Source organism: Ralstonia sp. 25C (assembly GCF_051904805.1).
Lineage (GTDB): Bacteria > Pseudomonadota > Gammaproteobacteria > Burkholderiales > Burkholderiaceae > Ralstonia.
Genome location: NZ_CP196738.1, coordinates 660,904 through 676,928, shown reverse-complemented (window position 1 = coordinate 676,928; position 16,025 = coordinate 660,904). Strand labels below are relative to the sequence as shown.

Here is a 16,025-nt window from a genome sequence, read left to right as displayed (position 1 = left end):
GAGCACGCGATGGCAAACCAACGGTCTGCGCGCCTCGCCAACATCTTCCGCCTCGGCGTCAAGGAGCTGTGGAGCCTCGTGCGCGATCCGATGATGCTGGTGCTGATCGCCTACACCTTCACGCTGTCGATCTACGTAGCGGCCACCGCCATGCCGGAGAGCCTGCACAACGCGTCCATCGCCATCGTGGATGAAGACGGTTCGCCGCTGTCGGCGCGCATCGTCTCGGCGTTTTACCCGCCGCATTTCCGCACGCCGGCACTTATTCCGCTCACCGAGATGGACGCCGGCATGGACAGTGGCCGGTACACCTTTGTGCTGGACATTCCGCCCAACTTCCAGCGCGACGTGCTGGCCGGGCGCGCGCCCGCCATCCAGCTCAATATCGATGCCACGCGCATGAGCCAGGCCTTTACGGGCAATGGCTACATCCAGCAGATCGTCTCGGGCGAGGTGAATGAATTCCTGCAGCGCCATCGCAGTGCGCCGAGCACGCCCGTTGATCTGGTGTTGCGCACGCGCTTCAACCCCAACCTGGAACAGACGTGGTTCGGCTCGTTGATGGAGATCATCAACAACGTGACCATGCTGTCGATCATCCTGACTGGCGCGGCGCTCATTCGCGAGCGCGAGCACGGCACGATCGAACACCTGCTGGTGATGCCCGTCACGCCGTTCGAGATCATGACCGCCAAGGTGTGGTCGATGGGGCTGGTGGTGTTGCTGGCGGCGCTGGTGGCGTTGTTGTTTGTGGTGCAGGGCGCGCTACGCGTGCCGATCGAGGGCTCGATCCTGCTGTTCATGGTGGTAGCTACGCTGCACCTGTTTGCCACCACATCCATGGGAATCTTTCTTGCGACGGTCGCGCGGTCGATGCCGCAGTTCGGCATGCTGCTGGTGTTGGTGCTGCTGCCGCTGGAGTTGCTCTCCGGGGGCAGCACGCCGCGCGAGAGCATGCCCGTGCTGGTGCGCGACATCATGCTGGCCGCACCGACCACGCATTTCGTGGCGGCATCGCAGGCGATTCTCTACCGGGGCGCGGGGTTGTCCGTCGTGTGGCCGCAGTGTCTGGCCATCGGCGGCATTGGCGCCGCGCTGTTTGTCGCGTCGTTGACGCGTTTTCGCAAGACCATCAGCCAGATGGCTTAACCGTGGTGTCAGGAGCCGATATGGAATCCGCTGCCAATCTCCCTCTCGCGCTCGCCAAGGCGCAATGTGCATTGGGTCTGCAGACGCTGGGCTTATTCAAGGCCGCGCGCCAGCGCTGGTATGAACTTGGCGCGGGCTTGCTGGCCGACGACGTTGCTCGCACAGAATCCGCATTGACGGAACTGCAAAGCGTTGATGACTGGCAGGCCCTTGCCGCGTTGCTGCCCAATGCGTTCTGGCAAGCCAACCAGCGCAGCGTCAACCTGATGCAGGGCGTGATGCAGACCGCGTTGGCCAACCAAGCCAGCTTTGCCACGGACTACCAGCGCGCTGTGCTGGCGTGGCAGCAGGCATCGGTACAGGCGCTGAGCGCGGCCGGCAACGCCATGCCGGTGCACACGACGCTGCAAGGTGTGCTGTCGGCATTTGGCGCGCCAGCCGACGTGTTTGTCCGTTCGGCGGTGGCCCCGTCCGTTGCCGCGCCTGCACGCCGCCAGGGCAACGGCCAACTGCGCGCCGCATCCTGAGGAAGACCCATGACAACCGGTCCGTTGCCCGTATCCACTGCGCCGCCGCCAGCCTCTCTGCCCCCATCTCTGCCCGGTGGTGACTTGAGCGTGGTGCGCAACCGCACCTTCGACGAGATCGCCGTGGGCGATACCGCGGCCATCCAACGCACGCTCACGGCGGAAGACATCCAGCTCTTTGCCGTGCTGTCGGGCGATGTCAACCCGCAGCACCTGGATGCGGAATTCGCGGCGTCCACGCGCTTTCATGGCGTGATCGCGCACGGCATGCTGGGCGGCGCGTTGATCTCTGCGGTGCTCGGCACACGCCTGCCGGGCCCCGGCACGATCTACCTGGGGCAGACGCTGCAGTTTCATGCGCCGGTGCGCATTGGTGACACGCTCACCATCCGCGTGACGGTGACCAGCAAGGACGACGAGCGCAAGCGCCTCAAGCTGGCCTGCACGTGCACCAACGACATGGGCACGGTCGCCGTGGCGGGCGAGGCCGAAGTCATCGCGCCCACCGAGCGCATTGAACGGCCGCGCACGACGTTGCCTGACGTGCGCATCACCATCAATGGCAATGGCATCCACCGGTTGCTTGACCACGTACGGCCGCTGGGCGCGGTCCGCACGGCGGTAGTCCACCCGTGCGATGCATTGAGCCTGTCAGCAGCGCTGGATGCGCGTGCCGAGGGCTTGATCGTGCCGTGCTTAGTGGCACCGCTTGCCAAGCTGATGCACGTTGCCGCCGAGGCCGGGCTCGACCTGAGCGGTGTCGAGATCGAAGACGTGCCGCACAGCAGCGCCGCCGCCGCTCGCGCCGTGGAGCTGGCAACGCAAGGCAAGGTGGAGGCGCTCATGAAGGGCAGCCTGCATACCGATGAGCTGATGGCCGCCGTGGTGCGTGCCGAAGCCGGGCTGCGCACCAAGCGCCGCATCAGCCATTGCTTTGTGATGCAGTCCCCGGCGTATCCGCGCCCGTTCATCGTGACGGACGCCGCCATCAACATTGCCCCGACGCTGGAGGAGAAGGCGGACATCATCCGCAATGCCATCGACCTGGCCCATGCGATTGGCGTGGAGCGGCCGCACGTGGCCATCCTGGCGGCCGTGGAGACGGTGAACCCGCGCATGCCCGCCACGCTGGATGCCGCGGCGCTGTGCAAGATGGCGGATCGCGGCCAGATAGAAGGTGGTGTGCTGGATGGGCCGTTGGCGTTTGACAACGCGGTGTCGGCGGCAGCGGCGCGCATCAAGGGCATCGTTTCGGAGGTGGCCGGGCAGGCGGATGTGCTGGTGGTGCCCGATCTGGAGAGCGGCAACATGCTGGCCAAGCAGTTGGAATACCTGGGTGGTGCGGCCAGCGCGGGCATCGTGCTGGGGGCACGCGTGCCCATTGTGCTGACCAGCCGTGCCGATTCGCGCGAATCGCGCATCGCCTCGTGTGCCATTGCCACACTGCTGGCGCACCGCTACCGCGTGCTGCCGCCATGAATACCGCCATCGTCGTTTTAAATTGCGGCTCGTCGAGCATCAAGTTCGCGCTGTTCGACGCGAACCTGGGCTCGCTACCCCGCACGCCGCTGTGGAGCGGCAAGGTGGAGGGCATCGGTACCGGTCACGCCGCAGTCTCGACCAGCGACACGCCTGCAACGTCGCTAGTGCTGGATGCCGCGCAGCCGTATCACGACGCGCTCGTGCACATCCGCCAGCGCGTTGAGCGTGCCTTGGGAGATCGTCGCCTGGTGGCCGTGGCCCACCGTGTGGTGCATGGCGGCGCCAAGTACTTCGCGCCGGTGCGGGTGGATGCGCATGTGCTGGCCGATCTGCGCAGCTACATCCCGCTGGCGCCGCTGCATCAGCCATTTGCGCTGGAGGCCATCGAGGCGTTGCTGCACGCCTTGCCCGACGTGCCGCAGGTGGCCTGCTTTGACACCGCGTTCCACCACACGCTACCGCAGGTGGAAAGCATGTTGCCGCTGCCCTATGCCGCGTGGGAGCGCGGGCTGCGGCGCTACGGTTTTCATGGGCTGTCGTACGCGTACATGTCGATTGCGCTGCCGGAGCGGCATGGCGACGTGGCGCGTGGGCGGACCGTCGTCGCGCACCTCGGCAGCGGTGCCAGCCTGTGTGCGATGCAGGGCCTCGTCAGCGTGGCTACCACGATGGGTTTCTCCGCGCTCGATGGCCTGATGATGGGCACACGCTGCGGCGCGCTTGACCCTGGCGCTGTGCTGTATCTGATGGAGACCGAGCACCTGTCCCCCGCACAGGTCGGGCACGTGCTGTATCACGAGTCGGGGCTGCTGGGTGTGTCGGGGCTGTCGTCCGACCCACGGGATCTGCTGCCACGCGAAGCGGAGGACGAACGCGCGCACGCAGCGTTGGCGCTGTATGTGCGCCGCATCGTGCGCGAGATCGGCGCGCTGGTGGCGGTGCTCGGCGGGCTGGATCTGCTGGTCTTCACAGCAGGTATTGGCGAACACAACGCCGTGCTGCGTGAACGCGTAGTGCAGGCGCTCGGCTACTTGGGTGCGGAAGTGGACAGCGCGGCCAACGATGCCAATGCCCCGGTCATCTCGACCACCGCAAGCCGCGTTTGCGTGGCCGTAGAGCCGACCAACGAGGAGTGGGTGGCCGCGCGTCACGCGGCCGAGTGTGTCTCAGCGCGCGCGTAGTGCCGTGGGCGGCATGCCCAGCAGCCGCTGAAAGGCGCGGCGCATGCGCTCGGTATCGCCAAATCCGCATTCGTTGGCGACGCGCTGCATCGATGTCGCGCCACTTTCCAGCGCGGCGCGCGCCGCTTCCACACGCAGCTTTTCCACCGCCTTGGCGGGCGTGAGCCCGGTTTCCGCTTGAAACGCGCGCGCGAAATGACGGGGGCTCATGCAGGCGTGTTCGGCCAAGTCATCCACGCGATGCGCGTCTGCCAGGTTACGGCGCACGTGGTCCAGCAATGGCTTGAAGCGGCCCCGCGCGGAGTCCATTTCGTTGAGCGCCGAGAACTGCGACTGACCACCCGGCCGCCGGTAATACACGACGAGTTGCCGGGCGACTGCACGCGCCAGGCGCTCACCCAAGTCTTCCGCAATCAAGGCCAACGCCAAATCGATGCCCGCGCTGATGCCGGCGCTGGTCCAGACGCGGCCATCGCCATCCCGAATGTAGATGCGGTCGGCCTCCAACTGCACCTGCGGAAACTTGCGCGCGAATTGATCGCTGCGGCTCCAGTGCGTGGTGGCGCGTCGGCCATCGAGCAGGCCGGTGGCGGCCAGCAACAAGCTGCCCGAGCACACACTGGCCACGCGCGCCCCGCGGGCTGCACAGCGCTGCACGAAGCGGCGCGTGCGGGCATTGGTCATGGCTGCGTCCACGCCATCACCACCGGCCACGAGCAGCGTATCGACCTGGCTCGCCGGCGGAAACGCGTCGGCTGCCCAGCATGCCCCTGCGGAACTGCGCACCAGCCCCGCTTGCGCGGCCACCGTGCGTAACGCGTAGTGTTCATCCCGATAGCGACTGGCGACCTCAAAGGCAGCCACCGGCCCCGCCGCATCGAGCAGTTGAAAGTCGGGAAAGATCAGCACGGCAATCCGGTGGGTCATGGCAGAAAAAGTGGGGTACACGACATTGCTGCCAAGACGATAGAGCGCGATGCTAGCCAGCGTCAACCACCCACCCGGAGATCGGCACCATGTCAGCTTCCCCCTTTACCGTGGTTTTTGCGCTGTATGACCGCGTCACCCATCTGGATTTCACCGGCCCGCACGAGGTGTTCTGGCGGCTGCCCGGCGCGCAATGCGTGATGGCATCTGCACGCGGCGGCGCCATCCATGCGGATGGCGGTCTCACCTTTGCCAACGTGCAGCGGCTGGCCGACGTCCCGCACGCCGACCTGATCTGCGTGCCCGGCGGCTTTGGCGTAATCGAGGCAATGGGCGATGCCGATTTCGTGCGAGAAGTGCGTCGCTTGGCGGACGGCGCGCAGTACATCACCTCGGTGTGTACCGGCTCGCTCGTGCTCGGCGCGGCGGGGTTGCTGCGTGGCAAGCGTGCGGCGTGCCACTGGGCGTGGCGTGATCTGCTGCCGGCGTTTGGTGCCACGGTGGATGAGGGCCGCGTGGTGCGCGACGGCAACCTGATCACGGGCGGTGGTGTAACGGCCGGCATCGACATGGCGCTGTCCGTCATGGCGGACATTGCCGGCGCGGAGCACGCGCAAGCGGTGCAGCTCGGTATCGAATACGCCCCCGCGCCGCCGTTTGATTGCGGGCGCCCAGAACGCGCGGCGCCGCACATCCTCGAAGCGGTGACGGAGCGGTTGAACCGGCTACGCGCCGATCGTTACGCCGCCGTGCAAGTGGCCGCCCAGCGCATCTGAAGTCCGCTCCGAAGGGGCAGGGCAGATTGCGGCGACAATGGCGGCTTCTCGCACGCTCCACCGTTCGCATGCATACCCAGCCTGCCCCATCCCACGGCCCCCTCGGCCTCCACGGTCCGATCGGCATCGTGGCCGCCCTGCACCAGGAGATCAGTGAACTGCTCACGCTGCTGTCCGACGCGCAATGCGTGCGCATCGGCAGCCGCGATTTCTGGACCGGCCATCTCGACGGCCGCGCCGTGGTGGTCGTGCTCTCACGCGTGGGCAAGGTGGCGGCTGCATCGACCACGGTGGCGCTGATCACGCATTTCAACGTGCAGGCCGTGGTCTTTGCCGGCGTGGCCGGCGGGCTCGCACCTGAGGTGGCGGTGGGAGACGTGGTGGTGTCAGCGCAACTGCTGCAGCACGATGTGGATGCCTCGCCGCTGTTCCCGCGCTGGGAAATTCCGCTGACCGGTGTGGCGCGTTTTCCTGCCGATACCGCACTCGTGCAGGCGCTGCTGGACAGCACGCACGCCGTGCTGGCGGACCCGCAAGCGCTGCTGGGCGCGGAGGTCATGGCCGCGTTTGGCATCAGCGCGCCGCGTGTGCACACCGGCCTGATCATCAGCGGAGACCGCTTCGTCTGCACCTCGGCGGAAAGCGCCATCCTGCGCCAGGCGCTGCCCGACGCGCTGGCGGTGGAAATGGAAGGCGCCGCGGTCGCGCAGGTGTGCCACGAGTGGGGCGTTCCGTTTGCCGCCATCCGAACGATTTCCGACCGCGCAGATGATGCGGCCAGCGTGGACTTCATGCAGTTCATCGCGCAGGTGGATTCGCGCTACAGCGTGGCGATTCTGCGCAGGTGGCTATCGATGACGAACGCGGTTTAAGGCGCGGGGTTATTGCGCTTTTACCGCAGCGGCATATTTCTCGAGTGCATTGGCGCGCTCGCTCAGGCGGAAGATGGTGTTTTCCTGGCGCTGCAAGTCATTCAGCGTGCCGTTGCCATAGATGCGGGATTCAAAGGCAGCCGTCTTGGTATCGAAGTCCTGCCACGTCTGTTGCGCGTTCACCAGCGCGTCTTTCGCGTTGCCATTGAGCTTGCCGAGCAGAGTCTTGTACGTGGTGTTGAGTCGCTCGTCCTGCGCGGCTTTCTCGGCAGACAAACATGCGCCGATGGCGTCTGGGCTGTCGCCCGCTTTGTCGACGCATGCATACAAGCGTGTTGTGATGCCCTGCGGCGCGCGGCGCTTGATGCCGTTGGCGAGGCTCTCCGCAGCAAAGGCCCCCGTGCTCTGCACCAGCAACGCAATGGCAACGGGCAGGGCAAGTGTCTTCAGAGTCGTCAGCGTGTTCAAGAGGTCACTCCTGATCGCGTGTCTTGCGATGTTTGAAGGACTCGTCAGTCTATCGGCTGGCCCGCGCGTGTGCGATCAGCCGGGCAGGTGAGGGCGCAGGTTGCGCAGGGCGTTTTCCACGTAGGCTTCTTTCTCGCCGACGGGGGCGACGTAGTGCAGCGCCGCTGCTGCCGCGTCGAGGCCCTCCGTGCGCGCGATGACCCACGCGGCCAGGTACGGTGAAGCAAAGCACCCGCCCGCCGTCGCCACATTGCCGCTGGCGTAGAAGGGCTGGTTCAGCACTTCCACGCCGGCCTCCTGCACCCAGGGCTTGGTGGTGAGATCGGTGCAGGCCGGCACGCCGCCGATCAAGCCGAGCTTGGCCAGCACCAACGTGCCCGAGCACTGTGCCCCAATCAGTTGACGCGACGGATCGAGCGCCAGGCGCGCCATCAACGCCGCATCGGCCACCACCTCGCGCGTGCGGATGCCGCTGCCGACGAGGACGGCATCTGCCGTGCGGGTGTCCTCCAGCATCGATTGCGCATGCACCGTCACCCCGTTCATCGACGTGACTTCCCGTTGCGGGCAGCACAGGCTCACGCGCCAGTCCGGCTTCTTAATGCGGTTGAGCACGCCCAGGGCAATGAGCGAATCGAGTTCGTTGAAGCCGTCGAAGGTGAGGATGGCGATGTGCATGGCATTCCTGGCAGGGCGCTTTGAGAACGCCAGCATGCCACGGCGCTGGGCGAGTGCGATCCACTTTCGTCCGCTGGTTTGAATACACTCACGTCCCAACAACACCAATCAATGGTTTTGCCACCGGGAGAACCTATGAAGCATTGGCTGAAGGCAATCACAGGATGGGCGATATGCGCCTGCGCAGCGCTGAGCACCACCGCCCACGCAGCTGAAATTGCCACGATCACCGTCGCCGTTGGCGGACAGGCGCGCGTGTGGACGCGGGAGGCGCTGCTGCACAACCCACGCCTGGTCGACGTGACCGTAGAGGACGAAAACCTCAAGCGCCGCCTGACCTTCAAGGCGGTGCCCGTCACCGAGTTCTTCAAGGACCAGCCGGCCAGCCCGGATGCCAGCGCCACCACGGCGGCCAGCGATGGTTATGTCTCGCACCTGCCGATGCGCATGCTGCTGGCTGATCGCCCAGACGGCCCGCGCGCCTGGTTGGCGGTGGAAGACCGGGACGCCCCGTGGCCCACGCTCAAGGGGCAGGACATTGGCCCGTTCCGGTTGATCTGGACGGTGCCGGCGGGCAAGGCGGCCTTGGTCAACGAGAGCCTGTGGACGTACAACATCGTGCGCATTGACGTGGCCGCGTTGCCGAGCGAACGCTTTGCCGCCATCCGCCCCGCGGCAGGGTTGCCCGCCGACGGGCCCGTCATGCGCGGCTTTGCCACCTTCCAGCGGGTTTGTTTCTCGTGCCACACGCTCAACCGCGCGGGCGATGCCAACCTGGGCCCCGACTTGAACGTGCCGTATAGCCCCGTTGAGTATCTGGGCGACGAGAAGCTGCGCCACCTCATCCGCGATCCGCAGTCACTGCGCTGGTGGCCCAACGCGCGCATGTCCGCCATTGATGAGAAGACGCTGTCCAACGCGCAACTCAGCGATCTGCTGGCCTACTTCCACCACATGGCGCAGCACAAGGTGGCGGCCGGGCATTGACAGCCAGTTCGGCACGGCACGTACGCGGTTGCCGGCGTCCCCCCGACCGAGGGGCAGCGATACCCCCGCCGACCGACTAGAACGAAACAAATCCACCTTGGGGGGGCGTGATGCAACGACGTGCGATGAACGTGATGCTCGGCTGCGCTCTGTTGATGGGTCAATCTGCATGGGCAGCTGAGATTCAATGGTCGGTTCTCGATCGATTCCCGCTGTTTCGGGACGCTGACGCATTTCAAAGGATTGTCGAGCATTGGCCTAGCGGTGCTTCTGCATCCTCGTTCGTTGACACTCCAGGGTTTGCGTCAACCGTAGCGCCGCTGTTGCCCGTCGGCCCCAAAGAGACCGCTTGGCGACCGGAAACTGGCACCTACGACAAAGCCATGCTTTTTCGGTCAACGCATCAGATTCAGGCTTGGTTGGTCGGCGTCCCGGGCGACATGGAATGCGCTTGGACCGTCAATGGCACACCGATTCGGAGCTCTCGTTGTGCTGCGAGCCCAAAGCTGGAGATTCAGGCCGGGGCCGCCTTCACGGTGACGGCGACCGCAGCCAATGGAGTCAGAGCCACTCTGAAGGAGCCAAAGATTGCGGAACGATTCATCGTCGCGCTGGGCGATTCGTTCGCATCCGGTGAAGGCAATCCTGATCATCCCGCCAAGTTGGCTGACCTTGTCGCGAGTCAGGGCTGGTTCACGCAGAACAATGCGAAGAAATTCGTTGTCAGCGGTGCGCAATGGTGGGACGAGGCTTGTCATCGATCCTTGCTTTCGTGGCCGGCGCTGGCTGCGTTGAAGCAAGCGATTGAGAATCCGCACGAAGTCGTTCAGTTCGCCTCATTTGCTTGCTCGGGGGCGGAAGTCTATGACGGCGTACTGAGGGCGCAGGCGGACCCGCCAGGAGTTCACGCGCCGTATCTTGTACAACGTAGCGAAGGCACTCGCGATGGCGGAGCCGGTTATCAGCTGCCTCCCGGGCTATGGAATACCGATCCAGCATCGGGGCGCCCCCAGCCACAGGACTACAAGAAGCGGCTCAAGCTGTCGCAGCAGCATGCTCTCGCGCTGCTCATGTGCGACGAGCGCGCAGTACATGAGCACAACAAGACAACGCTCCCCCCAATGCCAGGACTGTCCAAGGACCAGACCTATTTTGGTGACGTTGAGCTGTACACCTGCGATGCACCTGAGCGGCGGCCCGACCAAGTGCTGTTGTCGATTGGCGGAAACGATGTTGGTTTCGGACCGGTCGTCAAGTGGCTCCTCTTTCCGCCAAATGCTGGTGGCAATCTGGTCACGCACATCTTTCGCCAGTTTGGTCTCGATGTGGAGAAACAGGTCGGTCACGTTGTTGCGCCTCAAGACGCGCGACTCAAGATCCGCGTTGCGCTCCCATCGTTATATGGCGACCTAGCTAGTGTGTTGAGCGGACTACACATCACACCCGAATCCGTCACGCTCTTGCAGTATCCAGACCCAACGTTGGGTTCGCCAACCAATCTCGACCAATGCAACGCCCGCACCCGGGATGGCAATTCGCCGTTCCAATTATTCGTCCAACAGAAGACACATAACCCCAATCACCTTTTCGGCATCAATAAGCCGTACTACAACTCTATTCGAGCGGATTTCATCCAACCGCTACAAGAGGTCCAGGCAGAAGCCGCTCGCAGTCTGCAGTGGCAGCGCCTGGACAGCCAACTAGCGTTCGAGCGCGGCGCGACGCCTGCTGACTACTGTGCCGTGTCTACAGCCTGCACAAGGGACGGGTGCGCTTCCGGAGACCGTGTTAGGTGGTGGGCACGCCCGGCGTATTCCGACGCGCAACAGTTTGCCCGCTTGTCCGAATTCGACGCGTATGACGCCACACGTTCCCGTGGCATGCGATACGGCGTCGATGCACTCCTCACGGGGATCGGCGTTCAAGAGGGCTCGAATTTGCTCAAGGTCGACTGGATTAGCGGTTCCGCACATCCGACCGCCAATGTGCATGCGCGCATTGCAGATCGTGTCTCGCCGTTGCGTGGTGGTCCGATTCAGGCATTCACTGCACGCGAGACGCAGTAGCGCACGTCTTTCCCTGATTTACCCCATCGCCCACGCAACCAGCGTGGCGATGGTGTTCATGTTGCGTGCCGTCCCGGTTTTTGCCGCGGGAATCTTCAGCTTGGAGTCCGCCATGCCGTCGCCGTAGTGCACGAAGATCTCGCGGGTGCCCAGCGCCATCTCTTCGGTCTTGCGGCCCGTGGCGGCGGCCAATGCGTTAGCGGGCGGTGGGGCATCCAGAAAAATGGCGACGGTGCGGTTGGGTGCTGCAGTTTTGAAGGGATTCGCCTCCAGCACCGCCTCCAGCACCGCCGCCAGTTCCGCCCCCGTGCGCACCGCTACGCCGACGGGCTTGCCGGCGTAGTCCTCCAGGCAGCGCTCGAGCTTCGCCTTGACCGAGGCTTCTGACAGCCGACTCTGAAACACCACGTTGCCGCTCGCAATGTAGGTGCGCACACCCGTCAAGCCGATGGATTCACACATGGCGCGCAGGTCGGCCATCGGCAGCTTGCCGGTACCGCCAACATTCACGGCGCGCAGAAAGGCGACATAGGTCGGCATAGGGCGAAAAATCTCCTTGTTTTGTCTGTCAACTGAGCAATCGCCCAAATTTGAATACATTTTGTTACTGGTTTGACGGGAATGTATAACCCGAGACGCCATGCGCCCGGTATTCTCCGCCGCACATCCATTGAGCCAGGGTGAGCCCACCAAACGGGGCGTGCATCCGGCATTTGCGAATCAGGAGAACTCACCATGTTGAAGAAAATTGCCCCGACGTTGGTCATTGCAACGCTCGCAGGCCTGACGGCGCTGCCGGCAGCCGCCGATGATTTGCACAATGCGCTGGGAGGCGCACTGGGCGGTGCGGGTGGTGCGGCCGTGGGTGGTGCGATCGGCGGCCAGACCGGTTCCATCGTGGGTGGTGCGATTGGCGGCGGTGCCGGCGGCGCGTTGACGGCGAACGGCCGCGAGCGCAAGGGCGCGATTGTGGGCGGTGCATTGGGCGGCGGCGTGGGCGCGGCTGCGGGCAACGCCATGGGCGGTCGCGCGGGCGGCATCGTTGGCGCGGGCCTGGGCGGCGGCGCGGGTGCGGCACTGGGCGGCAACGTGCAGCGCAATTCGTACTCGGACCATGGCGATCATGGTCGCCGTCGTCACGGCAAGCATCATCGCCATTGATGTGACCTGCGCTGGGAGCCCATGTGCTCCCGGTTGCGTAGATTTGCCCTCCTTGCATCAGCCGCTCGGCTGATTGCGTGCAACGCGCACGGCTTCCTCCAGCACATCGTTGAAGCGTGGTTGTGGTTCCGCCTGCCGTTCCCGCGCAGGCGGTCTACCATGGATCGATGCTGCTACCCAGGAGGCTGCCATGACGCAACGCTTCGACGCCATCATCATCGGCACCGGCCAGGCTGGGCCACCGCTGGCCGCGCGCCTGTCCGCCGCGGGCATGAAGGTTGCGATCGTCGAGCGCGGCCGCTTTGGCGGCACGTGCGTCAACACCGGCTGCATTCCGACCAAGACGCTCGTAGCGAGCGCTTATGCGGCGCACATGGCGCGGCGTGCGGCCGACTATGGCGTGGTCATCAATGGCCCCGTCACGGTGGATATGCAACGCGTGAAGGCGCGCAAGGACGAGGTTTCCGGCCGCTCCAACCATGGCGTCGAGCAGTGGGTGCGCGGCCTCGAGCACGGCACGGTCTTCCAGGGGCACGCGCGCTTTGAGAGCGCCCGCACCATGCGCGTGGGCGATGACGTGTTGGAGGCCGAGCGCATCTTCATCAACGTCGGTGGGCGCGCGTTGGTTCCGTCCATGCCGGGGCTCGATGCAGTGCCCTATCTCACCAACTCCACCATGATGGACGTGGACGTTCTGCCCGAGCACCTGATCGTGATCGGTGGCAGCTACGTAGGGCTGGAGTTCGGGCAGATGTACCGGCGCTTTGGCGCACGCGTGACCATCATCGAGAAAGGTCCGCGCCTGATTGCGCGCGAGGATGAAGACGTCTCGCAGGCGGTGCGCGAGATTCTGGAGGCCGAAGGCATCGATGTGCAGGTTGGCGCCGATTGCCTGCACGTGCGGCGCGAGGCGGACAACGTGGTGGTCGGGCTGGATTGTGGCGGCGGCGCGCGCGAGGTCTCAGGCTCGCATCTGCTCATGGCCGTCGGGCGCGTGCCCAATACCGATGATCTCGGGCTCGACAAGGCCGGCGTCGAAACCGATGCGCGCGGATATATCCGCGTGGACGAGCAATTGCGCACGAACGTCTCGGGTATCTGGGCCATGGGCGACTGCAATGGGTGCGGTGCCTTCACGCACACGTCATATAACGATTACGAGATCGTTGCGGCCAACCTGCTCGACAACGACCCGCGCAAGGTGTCGGACCGCATTGCCGCGTATGCGATGTACATCGATCCGCCGCTGGCGCGTATCGGACTGTCGCTGGCGGAGGCCAAGCAATCCGGCCGCAAGCTGCTGGTGGGACACCGCCCGATGACGCGTGTCGGGCGCGCCGTGGAGAAGGGCGAGAGCGCGGGCTTCATGCGCGTGGTGGTCGATGCGCAGAGCCATGAGATTCTGGGGGCGTCCATCCTCGGGGTGGGCGGGGATGAAGTCGTGCATGCGCTGCTGGACGTGATGTACGCCAAGGCACCCTACACCACGATCAGCCGCGCCATGCACATCCACCCGACCGTGTCCGAGTTGGTGCCGACGCTGTTGCAGGAGATGCAGCCGGTGCCGTAGCACCAACGAAAAGGGCGCCCGCAGGCGCCCGAATGCAGGTTGCAGCCGACGTGCCGCTCAGGGCACGATCGACAGAAACAGGTACGACGCAAAGATCGCGAGGTGCACCACGCCTTGCAGAATGGTCGTGCGGCCCTTGCCCAGCGTGAGCGCAGACACGATCAACGTGAGTACGAGCAGGACCATCTCCTTGGGCCCCAGGCCAAGCTCCAACGGCCGGCCGATCCAGATGAACACAGCCGCTACGGTGGGAATCGTCAGCCCGATACTGGCAAGCGCAGAACCGAGCGCGAGGTTCAGGCTGGTCTGAATACGATCGGCATTGGCCGCACGCAGGGCCGCCAGACCTTCAGGCAACAGCACCAGCGCCGCGATGACGATACCAACCGCCGCTGCCGGTGCGCCCGCGCTCAGCAGCGCCGCCTCCACCGACGGCGACAGGATCTTGGCCAGACCCACCACGGCCACCAGGCTCACCATCAGCAGCACCGTGCTGGCCAGCGCGATGCGTGTGGGCGGCGGCGGGGCATGGACGTCTTCGTTCGAGCCTTCAGCGAGGAAGTAATCGCGGTGGCGGATGGTCTGCACGATCACGAAGCAGCCGTACAGCACCAGCGACGTCACCCCCGCAAAGCCGAGCTGCGACGACGTCAACACCGGCCCCGGTGTGGAGCTGGTGTAGTTCGGCAGCACCATGGTCAACGTCACCAGTGCAGCCAGCACGGCCAGCGCGGCGTTGGCGCCCGGTGCCTGGAACGCTTGCTCACGGTGGCGCAGGCCGCCCACGAACAGGCACAGCCCGACGATGCCGTTGCAGATGATCATGACCGCCGCGAACACCGTGTCGCGTGCCAATCCGGCCTTCTCCGGCCCGGACGACAGCATGACGGAGACGATCAGCGCCACCTCGATCACCGTCACGGCAATGGCCAGCACCAGCGTGCCGAACGGTTCGCCCACCTTGTGCGCGACCACCTCGGCATGGTGCACGGCGGCGAAAACGGCGCCGGCCAGCGCCAGCCCCATCAGCGCGATCAACCAGCCAGGCGGTGTCATAAGCGAGCCGGCCACCAGGACCGCCCACGCAAACACGGGGCCGGCGATGGTCCAGGCAGGCAGCTTGTTGGAAGTCAGGGCCACGGAGTTCTCCTTGTTGTTGTCCTCAAGGCCCGCGAGCAGCAGCGGGCGGAGGGGTGCGGATGTGGCCCCGACTATAAAGCATGCGCCGGGATTTCCTTGCCCCGGCGGCAAAACCTCACATCATTTTGCGGCGATTATTTTGCGGCAGAGACGGCCGACACTTCCTGGCTCCAATAGCCCGGCAATGCGCCATATGGGTTCGGCAGCCCCTTGGAGGTGACATACACCGAGCCGGCGCCCAGCGCGGACGCGTTCTTCACAAACGTCGGCATCTGAGTGGAAGAGGCGCTGTAGACGATGTGCGCAAAGCGGCTGACCGGGTAGTTAGCCTGCCACGCCAGCGGCGCGTACGACTTGTAGTACTTGGCGGCGTCTTCAAACACCACGAGCTGGTCGGCCACCGGCAGGCTGGCGTAGATCTCCGGCACGTTGGTGCCCGGGTTGCCCGTGACGGTGTAGGCCGTCGACAGCCCCTTGATGTAGTTGTAGACGGATTGGTAGAACTGGACGTTCGAGCTCACGCTATCGTCGGTCATCTCGTCGATGAAGAAGCCGTCGATCTGGTACAGCGCCTGATACGTGTTGATGTCTTGCACCACGGCCGACAGCGGCCGCTGCGCGTACGAGGTCGACACATAACCGATCACCTTGCCACCCGCGGCACGTACCTTGGCCACCGCCGCGACGTAGTTGGCGTCTTGCGTGGTGCCGGGGCCGCTGTTGGGGTTGAGGATGACGGTGGTCGGCACCGTCTTGGCTGTGGACGCGAGCGTGTTCCACTGCGTCGCACCGGTGCCAGACGGATAGATATACGCCGGCACCAGCAGCCCTTCGGCCTGCGCCAGCGGCGCGCCGGCAATTGCCCCGGCCACCAGGGCCATGGCGGAACATGCAATGCGCGCCAGCTTGGCCTTTGCACTGCCCCCCAGCGATGCTACGAATGCTGCGGCAAATGTGGGCGTGCGCCCACCTGTTTTCGTTGTTTTCATGGTGTGCCTCCTGATCACGCTGAATCTGCGTGTCAATTGGCCCGCCGCCATT

General features: G+C 64.9%; 16 protein-coding genes. 10 read left to right on the top strand and 6 right to left on the bottom strand.

Features of this window, described 5'->3' with window-relative positions; all coding sequences use genetic code 11:
- Positions 1–9 precede the first annotated feature (9 nt).
- Genes ACS7SF_RS21515 through ACS7SF_RS21500 form a run of 4 tightly spaced genes read left to right on the top strand, consistent with a single transcriptional unit; the run spans position 10 to position 4,339 of the window.
- Positions 10–1,149 carry an ABC transporter permease gene (locus ACS7SF_RS21515; RefSeq protein WP_439894152.1) on the top strand — a complete coding sequence of 380 codons (1,140 nt, stop codon included), beginning with the start codon at positions 10–12 and terminating at the stop codon, positions 1,147–1,149.
- Positions 1,150–1,169: 20 nt separating this feature from the next.
- Complete coding sequence (locus ACS7SF_RS21510) at positions 1,170–1,676, top strand: hypothetical protein (RefSeq protein ID WP_439894151.1); 507 nt, start codon at positions 1,170–1,172, stop codon at positions 1,674–1,676.
- Between the two features lie 9 nt (positions 1,677–1,685).
- A complete protein-coding gene (locus ACS7SF_RS21505) occupies positions 1,686–3,155 on the top strand; it encodes a bifunctional enoyl-CoA hydratase/phosphate acetyltransferase (protein ID WP_439894150.1) in 1,470 nt (489 codons plus the stop codon).
- The gene (locus ACS7SF_RS21500; RefSeq protein ID WP_439894149.1) at positions 3,152–4,339 is read left to right on the top strand and encodes an acetate/propionate family kinase; all 1,188 of its coding nucleotides are present in this window, start codon (positions 3,152–3,154) and stop codon (positions 4,337–4,339) included. The genes ACS7SF_RS21505 and ACS7SF_RS21500 overlap by 4 nt, the downstream gene beginning before the upstream one ends.
- On the opposite strand, the gene ACS7SF_RS21495 is transcribed toward ACS7SF_RS21500, so the two are convergent.
- A complete protein-coding gene (locus ACS7SF_RS21495) occupies positions 4,325–5,266 on the bottom strand; it encodes a GlxA family transcriptional regulator (RefSeq protein WP_439894148.1) in 942 nt (313 codons plus the stop codon). The two genes, ACS7SF_RS21500 and ACS7SF_RS21495, sit on opposite strands and share 15 nt — an antisense overlap.
- An 89-nt stretch (positions 5,267–5,355) precedes the next feature.
- Between ACS7SF_RS21495 and ACS7SF_RS21490 the strand changes: the two genes are divergently transcribed.
- Both ACS7SF_RS21490 and ACS7SF_RS21485 read left to right on the top strand, forming a co-directional pair.
- Positions 5,356–6,042 (top strand): DJ-1/PfpI family protein, encoded by a 687-nt coding sequence (locus ACS7SF_RS21490; protein WP_439894147.1) that lies wholly within the window; start codon positions 5,356–5,358, stop codon positions 6,040–6,042.
- A 68-nt stretch (positions 6,043–6,110) separates the two neighbouring features.
- Positions 6,111–6,914 (top strand): 5'-methylthioadenosine/adenosylhomocysteine nucleosidase, encoded by an 804-nt coding sequence (locus ACS7SF_RS21485; RefSeq protein WP_439894146.1) that lies wholly within the window; start codon positions 6,111–6,113, stop codon positions 6,912–6,914.
- Positions 6,915–6,923: 9 nt separating this feature from the next.
- Here ACS7SF_RS21485 and ACS7SF_RS21480 read toward each other — a convergent pair whose 3' ends face one another.
- Positions 6,924–7,382 (bottom strand): lysozyme inhibitor LprI family protein, encoded by a 459-nt coding sequence (locus ACS7SF_RS21480; protein WP_439894145.1) that lies wholly within the window; start codon positions 7,380–7,382, stop codon positions 6,924–6,926.
- Between the two features lie 75 nt (positions 7,383–7,457).
- Positions 7,458–8,060 (bottom strand): DJ-1/PfpI family protein, encoded by a 603-nt coding sequence (locus ACS7SF_RS21475; protein ID WP_439894144.1) that lies wholly within the window; start codon positions 8,058–8,060, stop codon positions 7,458–7,460.
- Positions 8,061–8,195: 135 nt separating this feature from the next.
- On the opposite strand from ACS7SF_RS21475, the gene ACS7SF_RS21470 reads away from it, so the two are divergent.
- Together ACS7SF_RS21470 and ACS7SF_RS21465 are read left to right on the top strand one after the other, a co-directional pair.
- The gene (locus ACS7SF_RS21470; RefSeq protein ID WP_439894143.1) at positions 8,196–9,047 is read left to right on the top strand and encodes a c-type cytochrome; all 852 of its coding nucleotides are present in this window, start codon (positions 8,196–8,198) and stop codon (positions 9,045–9,047) included.
- Positions 9,048–9,172: 125 nt separating this feature from the next.
- Positions 9,173–11,113: a hypothetical protein gene (locus ACS7SF_RS21465; protein ID WP_439894142.1), complete on the top strand. Its 1,941-nt coding sequence runs from the start codon at positions 9,173–9,175 to the stop codon at positions 11,111–11,113.
- A gap of 18 nt (positions 11,114–11,131) precedes the next feature.
- Here the strand turns inward: ACS7SF_RS21465 and ACS7SF_RS21460 are convergent, their stop codons facing one another.
- Complete coding sequence (locus ACS7SF_RS21460; protein WP_439894141.1) at positions 11,132–11,653, bottom strand: DUF1697 domain-containing protein; 522 nt, start codon at positions 11,651–11,653, stop codon at positions 11,132–11,134.
- Positions 11,654–11,848: 195 nt separating this feature from the next.
- Here ACS7SF_RS21460 and ACS7SF_RS21455 point away from each other — a divergent pair, with 195 nt between their 5' ends.
- Together ACS7SF_RS21455 and ACS7SF_RS21450 are read left to right on the top strand one after the other, a co-directional pair.
- Positions 11,849–12,274, top strand: a complete 426-nt coding sequence (locus ACS7SF_RS21455) for a hypothetical protein (protein ID WP_439894140.1) — start codon at positions 11,849–11,851, stop codon at positions 12,272–12,274.
- A 190-nt stretch (positions 12,275–12,464) separates the two neighbouring features.
- Positions 12,465–13,844 carry an FAD-containing oxidoreductase gene (locus tag ACS7SF_RS21450; RefSeq protein ID WP_439894139.1) on the top strand — a complete coding sequence of 460 codons (1,380 nt, stop codon included), beginning with the start codon at positions 12,465–12,467 and terminating at the stop codon, positions 13,842–13,844.
- 57 nt (positions 13,845–13,901) lie between these two features.
- On the opposite strand, the gene ACS7SF_RS21445 is transcribed toward ACS7SF_RS21450, so the two are convergent.
- Together ACS7SF_RS21445 and ACS7SF_RS21440 are read right to left on the bottom strand one after the other, a co-directional pair.
- The gene (locus ACS7SF_RS21445) at positions 13,902–14,984 is read right to left on the bottom strand and encodes a calcium:proton antiporter (protein WP_439894138.1); all 1,083 of its coding nucleotides are present in this window, start codon (positions 14,982–14,984) and stop codon (positions 13,902–13,904) included.
- Positions 14,985–15,118: 134 nt separating this feature from the next.
- Positions 15,119–15,973, bottom strand: coding sequence for a spherulation-specific family 4 protein (locus ACS7SF_RS21440; protein WP_439894137.1), 855 nt, complete (start codon positions 15,971–15,973; stop codon positions 15,119–15,121).
- Positions 15,974–16,025 lie beyond the last annotated feature (52 nt).

Bases quoted from the DNA above. Each gene is read 5' to 3' on its own strand.
- ACS7SF_RS21515 (WP_439894152.1), top strand. From the start codon at position 10: ATGGCAAACCAACGGTCTGCGCGCCTCGCCAACATCTTCCGCCTCGGC.
- ACS7SF_RS21510 (WP_439894151.1), top strand. From the start codon at position 1,170: ATGGAATCCGCTGCCAATCTCCCTCTCGCGCTCGCCAAGGCGCAATGT.
- ACS7SF_RS21505 (WP_439894150.1), top strand. From the start codon at position 1,686: ATGACAACCGGTCCGTTGCCCGTATCCACTGCGCCGCCGCCAGCCTCT.
- ACS7SF_RS21500 (WP_439894149.1), top strand. From the start codon at position 3,152: ATGAATACCGCCATCGTCGTTTTAAATTGCGGCTCGTCGAGCATCAAG.
- ACS7SF_RS21495 (WP_439894148.1), bottom strand. From the start codon at position 5,266: ATGACCCACCGGATTGCCGTGCTGATCTTTCCCGACTTTCAACTGCTC.
- ACS7SF_RS21490 (WP_439894147.1), top strand. From the start codon at position 5,356: ATGTCAGCTTCCCCCTTTACCGTGGTTTTTGCGCTGTATGACCGCGTC.
- ACS7SF_RS21485 (WP_439894146.1), top strand. From the start codon at position 6,111: ATGCATACCCAGCCTGCCCCATCCCACGGCCCCCTCGGCCTCCACGGT.
- ACS7SF_RS21475 (WP_439894144.1), bottom strand. From the start codon at position 8,060: ATGCACATCGCCATCCTCACCTTCGACGGCTTCAACGAACTCGATTCG.
- ACS7SF_RS21470 (WP_439894143.1), top strand. From the start codon at position 8,196: ATGAAGCATTGGCTGAAGGCAATCACAGGATGGGCGATATGCGCCTGC.
- ACS7SF_RS21465 (WP_439894142.1), top strand. From the start codon at position 9,173: ATGAACGTGATGCTCGGCTGCGCTCTGTTGATGGGTCAATCTGCATGG.
- ACS7SF_RS21460 (WP_439894141.1), bottom strand. From the start codon at position 11,653: ATGCCGACCTATGTCGCCTTTCTGCGCGCCGTGAATGTTGGCGGTACC.
- ACS7SF_RS21455 (WP_439894140.1), top strand. From the start codon at position 11,849: ATGTTGAAGAAAATTGCCCCGACGTTGGTCATTGCAACGCTCGCAGGC.
- ACS7SF_RS21450 (WP_439894139.1), top strand. From the start codon at position 12,465: ATGACGCAACGCTTCGACGCCATCATCATCGGCACCGGCCAGGCTGGG.
- ACS7SF_RS21440 (WP_439894137.1), bottom strand. From the start codon at position 15,973: ATGAAAACAACGAAAACAGGTGGGCGCACGCCCACATTTGCCGCAGCA.